Below are 12010 nucleotides of genomic sequence, written 5' to 3'. Positions count from 1 at the left end.
GTCAGAACGCGCCGCGCAGGTGCTCGACCCGGGCGGGGCCGGTGAGCGGGAGCCGGACGGACAGCACGTCGAAGCGGACCTCGTCGGCGGTGGTGCCGGTCTCGGCGAGCCACCGGGCGGCCAGGCCGCGCAGCCGGCGGGCCTTGGCCGGGACGACGGCCTCGGCGGGGGAGCCGAACTGCTCGCTGCGGCGGGTCTTGACCTCGCAGATGGCGAGGACCGGGCCCTCCCAGGCGATGATGTCGATCTCGCCCTCGGGGCAGCGCCAGTTGCGGGCGACCGGGCGCAGGCCCGTCTCGATCAGGTGCCGCAGCGCGCACCGCTCGCCGTACGCGCCGACGGCTCGGTTCCGGTTCGTCATGCCGGCCAGGATGCGTGCGGCGGGTCCGGCGGAGGGGATGCGCGGATTCGGCCTGTGGACGAGGACCGTTCTGTGGACGGGCTCACGATCATGCGCCCGACGTGCTACGGCTGCGTCTGCGACCCGCTGCCGCCAGGTATACGGCGGTCCTGTTCCTGGGCGACCGGGCCCCGGCCCGGGGCCGCGCGCCGTATCTTGCTCCCGCCGGGTGTCGCAGCCGGCAACGGCGGAGGGAGTCTCGCGGTGTTCGCAGTGGACAGGCGGTGGCGGTTGGTAGCGGTGGTGACGGCGGGCCTGTTGGCCGTCGCGGCGCTTGCGTGGCTGCTCTGGCCCGAGCCCGCCCCGCCGCCCCGGGAACGGCAGTACCGGGCGTTCACGGCCTGCATGCTGACCGACGACCGGGGTCTGGCAGGGCCCGAGGCGGCGGCCAGCTGGCAGGGGATGCAACGGGCGTCGTCGGCCACCTCGATCAAGATCCAGCATTTGGCGGTGGTCGGAAAGCAGACGCCGGAGAATGCCGAGGGTTTCTTCAACACGCTCGGCGTCCAGCGCTGCCGGATGGTGGTCGCGGTGGGCGCAGCCCCGGTCGCGGCCCTGGTCGCGGGGCACAAGCGCTTCCCCGACGTGCAGTACCTCGTGGTCGGCGTGTCGCCGGACCCGGCCGTTCCGGCGGTGTCCGGCGAATCGGCCGAGGATCTGGCGGCGGGCGTGGAGCGCCAGGTGGCCTCCGCCACCGATCGATGATCTTCAAGATTGACCATTGCTTTTTCAGTAAACGTCCAGGAAGCTTCCGCTGGGTTCGATTACCACGGGGGAGGCTGCCATGGGCGGTCAATACGATCCTGCCCTGCGCCCGACGGCGGCCAGGCAGATCTCGGTGCGAAGCGGCGTGCGCCGAGTCGCGACAGTGCTGATCCTGGCGCTGGCGCTGCTCACCGCAGCACCACGTGAGCCGCTGCCGCCGATCGCCGGAGACGGATGGCCGACCAGTTGGCTCACCGACATGCTGTCGCTGCGTCCGTCGTGGGGCGCCGAACCGCCCACCCCGAAGCAGAAAGCGGGCCGGGCGCCCGGCGGGCACTACGTCGCTGCGGCGCGCGACCGCGCCCGGCCCAGCGGCGAGCGGGCCAAGGGGGAGCTGCCCCGTTTCCAGCCCCACCGGCCGGCCGGACAGGTGCGCCAGACCGGTCCCGGACGGCAGGGTTACCAGCCCCGTACCAGCAAGCGGTTGCCCGCGGCGTCGACCACCACATCGGACGTCTTCCAGAACGCCGACGGGTCGGTCACCCGGCGCGTCTACCAGCGGCCGGTCAACTGGCGCGACGCCGACGGCACCTGGCGCTCCATCGACCCGGCGATCGTCCGGCGGCCCGACGGGCGCTTCACCGTCAAGGCGCATCCTCTCGGCGTCACCTTCGCCGCCGCCGGTGAGCCCGGGCAACCCCTGGTCGACCTGAGGCTCGACGACGACCGCAGCCTCGGCTTCGACCTGGCCGGCGCCGTTGCGCCCACCGCCCGGGTGAACGGCAACGAACTCACCTACGAACGCGCGTTGCCGGACGTGGACGTCACGATGGCCGTGACCGGAACCGACGTCAAGGAAACGCTGGTCCTGCACTCGGCGAAGGCACCCACCAAGTACGTCTATCCGCTGCGCCTGCGTGGGCTGACCGCCGGTATCGACACCGACGGCGACGCGGTTTTCCTCCGGGCGGACGGCACCGAGGCGGCCCGGATGCCGGTCGGCTACCTGGAGGACGCGACCGTGGACGCGTCCGGCACGGGTGCGATCTCGCACTCGGTGCACTACACCCTCGTCCCGCACGGCACCGGGCAGGCGCTGAAGGTCACGATCGACGGCGCGTGGCTGCGCGACCCGAAGCGGAAGTTCCCGGTGCTGCTCGACCCGTCCACCGGCACGATCAAGACGGCGACCGGTGACACGTACGTGCAGTCCGACGTCACGGAGACCCAGCGCTCCGGCGAGGACAACGTGGCCGCCGGCACCTTCGACGGCACCGCCACCGGCAAGGCGCGGGCCCTGCTGCCGTTCTCCACCTTCGGCAGCACCTACGCGGGCAAGAGGCTCAGCGCGGCCGACCTGAACGTCTTCATGAGCTACCAGGGCGTCGGAACCGGCTGTGTCGCCCGCCGGTTCGACGTCTACCGGGTGACGCAGAACTGGGCCGCCTCCACCGTCAAGTTCGGCACGTTCCCCACCCTGTCCGCCTCGATCGGCAACGCCTCACCCTCGAACACGGCTGCCTGCGGGAACACCGCCAAGACCCGGAACGTGGGCACGTGGGTCTCGGTGCCGCTGAACGCCGCCGAGGTCAACGAGTGGGTCACCGGCGCCGGCACCTACGGGCTGGCGATCAAGGCCAGCGAGACCGACTCCACGGCCTGGAAGCGGTTCACCTCGGCGAACTCGCCGTTGAACTGCGCGCACTCCACGTACGGGACGATCTCCTGTACGCCGTTCATCGACGTCACCTACACCGACAACGTCGCCCCGCAGATCGACGTGCGCTATCCGGCGGACAATTACACAGTCTCCACGCTGACCCCGGAGCTGGCCGCGAGCGGCCGCGACTCGGATGCCTGGCCGAACAAGGGGCTGCGCTACACCTTCGTGGTGAAGGACTCCGCCGGCACGCAGGTGGCCGCTTCCGGGTGGGTGACGAGCGGGGTGTGGAAGGTACCCGCCGGGGCGCTGTCGTGGGGCAAGACCTACACGTACACGGTTCAGGTGAACGACTGGTCCTCCACGGCACCGGCCACGCCCGTGGCGTACGCGTTCACCACTGCCGTTCCGCAACCGATGATCAGCGCGGACCTCGGCCAGAACGGCGGCAAGGGGTTCGAGCCGAGCACCGGCAACTACACCACCTCGGACAGCGACGCCGAGGTCGCCACCGCCGGTCCGGCACTGTCGATCACGCGGGACTACAACAGCCGCGACGTACGGGCCGACAGCGCGTTCGGTCAGGGCTGGTCGTCGCTGCTGGACATGCAGGTGCGGGAGCAACCCGACGCCTCCGGCGCGGTGCAGACCGTCGCGGTCCGCTATCCCTCCGGTGAGGAGGTCGCGTTCGGGCGCAACGCGGACGGCGTCTTCGTTCCCCCGTCCGGCCGATTCTCGGTGTTCAAGCCGATCACCGGCGGCTACTCGCTGACCGACAAGGACGCCACCGCGTACGAGTTCACCCGCTCGGTCGGTGGTGGCGTCTACCGGCTGACCCGGATCGCCGACTCCTCCGGGCGCGCGGAGACCCTGCGGTACGACGCGAACGGGCTGGTCGACCTGCTCACCTCCGTCTCGTCCGGTCGGACGCTGGCGGTCAGCTGGTCGACCCCGGCCGACGCGGGGTATCCGCACGTCACGCAGGTGACCTCCGACCCGGTGACGGCCGGCGATGCGACCACTCGCCTGACCTGGCAGTACAGCTACGACAAGGATCTGCTGAGGACGGTGTGCCCGCCGGGCACGACGACCGACTGCACCCGGTACGACTACACCACCTCCTCGCAGTACGAGGCGACCACGCTCAACGCCGGGCCGTACTCGTACTGGAGGCTGAACGAGCAGGCCGGCGCGAGCAGCGCGATGAGCACGGTGCTGTCGAACGACGGCGCGGACAACGCCGCGTACACGAACGTCACCCTCGGCTCGCCGGGCCCGCTCGCGGGTTCGTCGGCGACGGCGGCCGGGTTCAACGGCACCACCTCCAGCGTGCAGTTGCGGCAGAAGGCGATCAACGAGGCGTCGTACCAGTCGGTCAGCCTCTGGTTCAAGACCAGCACGGCCGGTGGGGTGCTGCTCGGCTACTCCGACGATCTGGTCACGCCGGGCGCCACGACGACGAAGGCGTACGTCCCGGCGCTGTACATCGGTACCGACGGCAAGCTGCGCGGCGAGTACCTGGTGAGCCCGGCGTCGGCGATGGCCTCGGCGGCGGTGGTCACCGACGACCGCTGGCACCACGTGGTGCTCGCCGGCAACGGCGGCAGCCAGACGCTGTACCTGGACGGCGCCGTCGCCGGCACGCTGACCGGTGCCATCAACATGGCCTTCACCGGTGTGCCGAACGTCTACGTGGGTGCCGGGTTCCTCGGCGGCGCGTGGCCCGCGCAGCCGAACACCACGGGTACGGCCTCGTTCTTCAACGGGTCGGTCGCCGAGGTGGCGATGTTCAACACCGCGGTGACCGCGAGCACCGTGACTGCGATGTGGAACAGCGGCCGTACCGCGGCCCCCTCGATGTCGAAGATCACCAGCGAGGCCGGCCGGGTGCAGGCGCAGGTCACATACGACCCGGTTTCCGGCCGGGTCAGCCAGGTCACCGACGAGAACGGCGGCACCTGGAAGATCGGTGTGCCGCAGGGCATCTCGTCCAGCCAGGGCTACGTTTCCGCCGTCCTCGGCACCCGCCCGCGCGACTACTTCCGCCTCGGTGACATCGACGCCCCGGCCCAGGCGGTGAACGAGGTCGTCGGCGGCTCGATGCAGTACCACAACGTCACGTTCGACACCTCGCAGCCGAACACCACGAGCCCGTTCCCGGACCGGTTCGGCGCGAGGTTCAACGGCACCTCGTCGTACCTCAGCGGCACCGGCACCACCGCGGCCGGAACCGTGGAGTTCCCCGCGTCGGTGGAGATGTGGTTCCGGATCCCGGCGGGCACCACCAAGAGCGGCGTGCTGTACAGCATCGACAGCACGCCCACCGGATCGTCGAACATCCCCGCCTTGTACGTCGGCTCGGACGGTGTGCTGCGCGGCGGCCTGGAGCAAATCGGAGCCGCCATCACGATGACCTCGGGCACCACCAAGGTCAACGACGGCAAGTGGCACCACGTCGTGCTGGGCAAGCACTGGCCCAACGGGCAGGCGCTTTTCCTGGACAACAAGCTCGTGGCGACCAAGAACGAGGGATACCAGGGCGGCTTTCGTCCGGCCTACATCGGCGCCGGCTATACCTCAGGGCTTCCGGGGTCGTCCGGCGCGACGAGTTACTTCACCGGTGAGATCGCCGAGTTCGCGTTCTACGACAAGCTGCTCACCGCGGCCCAGGTCAACGCCCACTACGAGGCGTCGAAGGCGGTCGGGTCGCCGACTGCTGACACCACCGGCCCGACCTTGACCCCGGTCTCCAAGGTCACCGTGACGGATCCGGGCAACAAGGTCTCCAGCCGCTACTTCGACCTGGTGAACGGTAACCGGCTGATCGCCGAAACCGACGTGCTCGGCAACACCACGAGCTACGGCTACGACGTGGGCGGCTTCGCCTCCATCGAGTACGACCCGCTGGGCCAGCTCACCGAGTCGGGCAAGGACGTGCGGGGCAACACGATCCGCTCGACCACCTGCGCGCGACCGCACGACGACTGGCTCAGCGAGTGCGACACCACCTACTACAGCTACTGGCCGGACGCGACCACCACCCAGCTCACGCCGGACGCGCGCAACGACCAGATCACCGACATCCGGGATCCGCGCTCGCGCAACGACAAGGACGAGCGCTACCGCACGAAGTTCACCTACGACACCGCCGGCAACCGCACCTCGATGGTGTCGCCGCCGGTGGCCGACTTCCCGGCCGGTCGTACCGTGTCGATGACGTACACGACGGCTACCACGCCCGCGGTGGGCGGCGGCGTCACCCCGCCCGGACTGCCGCTCACCACCACCTCGGCCGCCGGGTCGGTCCAGCGGACCGAGTACAACGCCGCCGGCGACGCCGTCAAGATCACGGATGCGGCGGGGCTGGTCACCGAGTTCGCGTACGACGGTCTCGGGCGTGCGACGAGCCGCAAGGTGATCTCGGACGCCTACCCGGCCGGGCTGGTCACCACGTTCCGCTACGACGCCGACGGGCAGGTGACGGAGTCCACCGAGCCGGCGGTGACCAACCGGGTGACCGGCGCGGTGCACACGCTGCGCACCGTCGACACGTTCGACGCCGACGGCAACGTGCTGACCCGCACCCAGCAGGACCTCACCGGCGGCGACGCCAGCCGGACCGTGACGAACAGCTACGACGAGCGCGGTCGGCTGGTCAAGGTGGTCGACCCGGTCGGCGTCGTCACGCTCCAGGAGTACGACGCCTACGGCAACCAGACCACCGAGACGACCTGTGACAGCAACCCCGCCCCGTCGTCTCAGTGCCCCAGCGGTGACGTGCTGCGCCGGCTGCGCACCACGTACGACGGCGAGGGCCAGGTTCTCACCGCCACGCTGACCGGCAAGGACGGCACCACCACGCAGATCCTTTCCCGCGCCTACTACGCCAACGGCGACCTGGCGTCCGAGACGGACGCGATGAACTGGACCACGAAGTACGACTACTACAGCGACGGCAAGCTGAAGAAGGTCAGCCGCACGGACGGCACCACCACTCAGGTGTTGGAGGAGAACACCTACGACGAGGCCGGCAACCTCGCCGTCAAGAAGGAGAACAACGGCGCCACCACCACCAGTTACCTCTACGACCCGGCCAGCCGGGTGGTCTCGTCGACGGTCAGCCCGGACGGCGTCGACCGGATCAGCACGTACGCCTACGACGGCGACGACCGCGTCACGGCGACGCGCACCATGTCGGGTGCGAAGCGCACGGTGCTGAGCACCACCCGCACCGGCTACGACCCGATGGGCCGGCCCACGTCGAGCAGCGTGGGCCGCAGCGCCGACAGCGGACCGGCGGGCTGGTGGAAGCTCGACGAGACCAGCTACAACGACAACGCGGGCTTCCTCGCCCTGCGCCCGTTCATCAGCTACGACTCCTCCCCGTCGCACAACGACATGGAGTTCCGCGCATCCGACGTGACCACGAGCGGTGGCGTGGCGACGTTCACCACCGCCGGATACATGCAGACCCCGAACAAGGTGCTCGACACCACCGCCTCGTACTCGGTGTCGGCCTGGGTCCGGGCCGGGAACCTGACCGCCACGCAGACCGCGCTCGGGCAGGGCGGCACCAAGAACGCCGCGTTCTCCCTCCAGTACAACAGCAGCCTCGCGAAGTGGGCGTTCAGCGCTCCGGCCACCGACGTCGCCTCGCCGTCGACCACCTATTCGGCGACGTCGGCGACCGCTGTCGCCGCGAACACCTGGGTGCACATGGTGGCGGTGTTCGACGCCCCGACCAAGCGGATGTCGCTGTACGTCAACAACGTCGCCGGCACCTCGGTCACCAATCCCACCCCGTTCGCCTCGGCCACCGGAATGACCATCGGTGGCAACTCCTGGAGCACCGGCGGCAGCACCTTCGTCGGTTCGGTCGACAACGTGCAGGCGTACCAGCGGGCGTTGTCGACCGCCGAGGTGTCCACCCTCTACAACGGCGGCAACGGCCGGACCGCGGCGGCGCTGTGGACCAACGAGATGACCACCGTCAACACGGTCGACAAGCGCGGTCTCACCACCGCGGTCAAGGACCCGCTCAACAACGTCACCAACTACGACTACGACGAGGCGGACCAGGCCGTCCAGACCGTCGCGCCCACCGTCACCACGGAGTCGTACGGCGCCGAGACGGTCAACTCCCGCCCGGTGAGCCGGATCGGCTACAACACCTTCGGCGAGCAGGTCGAGGTGCAGGACCCGCTCGGCAACGTCACCCAGAGCCGGGTCGACGCGCTGGGCCGCCCGCACCAGATGATCCTGCCCGACTACACGCCGCCCGGCGGCGGCGCGCCGATCGTGGGCGCCCGCACCGTGACGACCTACGACAAGCTGGGCCAGGTCATCGCCAGCACCGACCCGCTCGACAAGACCACCGCCTTCGAGTACGACATGTTCGGCAACGTCACGAAGGTGACCGGGCCGACCGGCCGCTCCACGACCGCCCTCTACGACAAGGTCGGTGACCTGCTCGAATCGGTCGACGCGACGGGCGCGAAGACCACCGCCACCTACGACATGCTCGGTCGCACGCTGACCAGCAGCGAGGTGGTCCGCCAACCCGCCCCGGCCACCAACACCAGCGTCAACGACTACGGCACCGGCGCGTACGGCACCGGTCCCTGGCTGCAGAAGACCACCACCCCCGAGGGCGTCGTCACCTCGTACGGCTACAACTCCGCCGGTGAGACGATCAGCGTCAAGGACGGCGCGAACAACGTCACGCTGCTGGAGTACGACGGCCTCGGCCAGGTCGTCAAGACCACCAACCCGGACTCCAGCAAGCAGGTCGTCACGTACGACGCGGCGGGCCGGCAGACCCGGGTGCAGCGCCTCGACCCGGCCAACGCGGTGCTCACCACCCAGTCGGCGGGCTACGACGACAACGGCAACCTCACCTCGGCCACCGACGCCCGCACCACCACGACCACGTTCACGTACGACGCGATGGGGCGGATGACCGGCGAGAACCAGCCGACCACGCCCACCACGTCGATCCAGACCTCGTTCGGCTACGACGCGGCCGGCAACCGCACCAGGTTCACAAACGGCCGGGCACTGGCGTTCTGGACCACGTACAACTCGTGGGGCAAGCCGGAGTCCCAGATCGAGCCGGCCACCCCGGCGTTCCCGGACGCGGCCGACCGCACCTTCAGCCTGGTCTACGACGCGGCCGGCCGGGTGACCGACCAGCTTGCGCCGGGCGGCGTGCGGGTGCACAACGACTACGACGACCTCGGCCGGCTGACCGGTCAGACCGGTACCGGCGCCGAGGCGGCCACCGCGAGCCGCAGCTTCGGCTACGACGACGCGGGCCGGATCACGTCGCTGTCGGTTCCCGCCGGCACCAACACCATCACGTACGACGACCGCGGCCTCCCGCTGTCCATCACCGGCCCGCAGGACAACGTCTCGTACGCGTACAACCGCGACGGCAACGTCACCTCGCGCAGCGACGCGGCCGGCGCCACCACGTTCGGCTACGACGGCGCGGGCCGGCTGCGGACCGCCGCCAACACCACGACGGGCGTCAACCTGACGGTCGGCTACAACGCCATGTCGCAGATCGCCACCATGACCTACGGGTCCGGCAACGTGCGGACGCTGGGCTACGACTACCTGCAACGGCTGAAGACCGACACGCTCAAGAACGCAGCGGGCACCACGACGCTGGCCTCCATCACGTACGGCTACGACAACAACGGCAACGAGACGTCGAAGGTGACCACCGGCTTCGCCGGGTCGGGTTCGAACACCTACACCTACGACCTGGCCGACCGGCTGACGTCCTGGAACAACGGCAGCACCACCATCGGGTACGCCTACGACGGCGCCGGCAACCGGACCCAGGCCGGTTCCCGGACCTTCACGTACGACGCCCGCAACCAACTGGCGACGGCCAGCGACGGCGCGACGTACGCCTACACCGCGCGGGGCACCCTCCGGCAGACGTCATCCGGCGGCGGCGTCCTCACCACCGTCGCGGACGCGTACGGACAGGTGCTGTCGCAGCAGTCCGCGACCGGGACCAGCACCTACACCTACGACGCGCAGGGCCGGGCGATCCAGCCCGGATTCCGCTACAGCGGCCTCGGCAACGACCTGGCCCAGGACTCCGGGACCACCTACACCCGCGGGACGAACGGCGAGTTGCTGGCCACCGGTGCCGGCAACGGCGCGAACTCCGTCTACACCTGGACCGACCAGCACGACGACGTGGTGGGGCAGTTCACCGCCACGGGCACGGCGCTGAGCGGCTCCCGGACCTACGACCCCCTGGGTACTGTCGTCGCCGGCTCCGGGCTGCTCGGCAACCTCGGCTACCAGTCCGAGTGGACCGACTCGGCCACGGGCCGGGTCAACATGCTGGCCCGCTGGTACAACCCGGCGACCGGACAGTTCGACACCCGGGACACCGCGGCCAACGACCCGGTCCCGGACTCCGTGGCCGCCAACCGCTTCCAGTACGGCGACGGGAACCCGCTGACCACCACCGACCCGACGGGTCACTGGGGCCTGCCGAGTTGGAAGTCCGTGGTCAACGTGGTGACCCGTCCGGTCGCGGCCGCGCAACAGGTCGTCAACTACAGCTACAAGGCAGCCGTCAGCACGTACCGCGCGACGGTGAACACCTACCACTACGTCGCTTCCGGCAAGGCGTGGAAGGACGTCAAGAAGGGCGCCAAGAAGGTCCAGAAGAAAATCAAGAAGGCCGGAAAGGTCGCCTGGGACTCGACCAATCGCTGGGCGAAGAAGAAGGTCCAGAAGGTCGCCGACGCCTACAACGCCACGAAGAAATGTTTGAAGAAGGGCACCTCCAAATGTGTGCGGGAGGCTGCCAAGAAAACGGTGAAACGCGCCGTGGCGAGCGTGAAGTCCACGGTGGCGGCGATCAAGAAGGATCCGTGGAAGTTCGTCGCCACGGCAGCGGTGGCGGTCGCGGCCACGGTCGCGGTCGGCGCGCTCTGCGCCACCGGGGTCGGCTGCCTGATCCTGGCCGGCGCGGTCGCCGGGGCCATGTCCTCCGGCGCCGGCTACATGGTCGACGTCGCCCGGGGTGACGAGGAGTTCTCCTGGAGCGGCCTGGCCGGGACCATGATCGAGGGCGGCCTGGACGGCGCGCTGTCGGCCGGCATCAGCAAGTTCACCGGCGGCGCGAGCAAGATGCTCGCCGGCGGGGCCAGCCGCGCCCCGGGTCTAGGCGGGAAGTTGCCGTCGCTGGGCCGCGGCAATGACCTGCACGGCGCGGGCGGACCGAACCCGGCCGCCCGGCCGCGCTCGAGCACCGAGGAACGGGCCTCCTCGTCCGGTGGGTCGCCGGGCTGCCGCACCAGGCACAGCTTCGACCCGGAGACCCGGGTGCTGATGGCAGACGGGTCCAGCAAGGCGATCAAGGACGTCGCCCTCGGGGACAAGGTCGCGGCGACCGATCCGGAGGCCGGACAGACGGCGGCGAAGCCGGTCACCGCCCTGCACCAGAACCGGGACCGCGACCTCACCGACGTCACCGTCAAGGACAGCGCCGGCAAGACGACGGTGCTGAAGACCACGCAGCACCATCCGTTCTGGGACGCTACCGACAGCGCGTGGGTGGACGCCGCCAAGCTCGCCGTGGGCCACCGGCTGCTCGTCCACGACGACAAGCGGCTGGAGGGTGACGGTACCGGCGCCGGAATGGGTGGTGGTGGACCTGGACGCGAGGTCGCCGTCGTCGCGGTCGACAACTTCGCCGGCGACGAGGAGATGCGCGACCTGACGGTCGCGGACATCCACACGTACTACGTGCTCGCCGACGACGAGCCGGTTCTCGTACACAACGTTGATCTAGGTGCACTGAATTCTTGCCCCGTTTCGCCCACAACTCACTGGGCGGACGTGACCGTAACGGATTCTAAGGGAAAAGTCGTCCACGATTACTCAATACGTAGTGGCGCGCAGCGGCCGTCGGAGGCGGCCATTGGTCGAGGCGGGGAGACGCTGAGTCATACCGAAAACCGCGTGGCGAGAATGTCTGGTGGTGTTCCGAGTTACGGTTTGCGGGTTATTCGTGATGATGAGTTCTTCATGGAGAAGCCAGTGCCACTGGATGGGCATGTGGTGATCCAGGGTACGAGGGCGCCGTGTTCGAGTTGTCAAGGCGCGATGAATCGTGCAGCGGAGGATGCCGGCGCAACCTTTACGTACTTCTGGGAGCATGAAGGTGAAGTCCGAGTGTGGCAGAGCACCAGATAGACTGCGCCAGAACA

General features: G+C 69.4%; 3 protein-coding genes. 2 read left to right on the top strand and 1 reads right to left on the bottom strand.

Translation table 11 applies throughout. The annotated features are described in order from the left end of the window. Position 1: 1 nt before the first annotated feature. Entirely contained in the window at positions 2-361 is a 360-nt protein-coding gene (locus tag DQE82_RS01310) for a YraN family protein (RefSeq protein WP_069088764.1), read from the bottom strand. A gap of 243 nt (positions 362-604) precedes the next feature. Here DQE82_RS01310 and DQE82_RS01305 point away from each other — a divergent pair, with 243 nt between their 5' ends. Beyond that, complete coding sequence (locus DQE82_RS01305; protein ID WP_147265112.1) at positions 605-1105, top strand: hypothetical protein; 501 nt, start codon at positions 605-607, stop codon at positions 1103-1105. Positions 1106-1238: 133 nt separating this feature from the next. Beyond that, on the top strand, positions 1239-11996 hold the full coding sequence (locus DQE82_RS01300) for a LamG-like jellyroll fold domain-containing protein (protein ID WP_147265111.1): 10758 nt from the start codon (positions 1239-1241) through the stop codon (positions 11994-11996). The last annotated feature ends 14 nt before the right edge of the window (positions 11997-12010 follow it).

Source organism: Micromonospora sp. LHW51205, from assembly GCF_003315815.1.
Lineage (GTDB): Bacteria > Actinomycetota > Actinomycetes > Mycobacteriales > Micromonosporaceae > Micromonospora > Micromonospora chalcea.
Note: the sequence above shows the minus strand (reverse complement) of the source record. Positions and strands in the feature narration are given on the sequence as shown.

What these genes read in the sequence shown, in the direction of transcription:
- DQE82_RS01310 (WP_069088764.1), bottom strand. Translation starts at nt 361, where the DNA reads ATGACGAACCGGAACCGAGCCGTCGGCGCGTACGGCGAGCGGTGCGCG.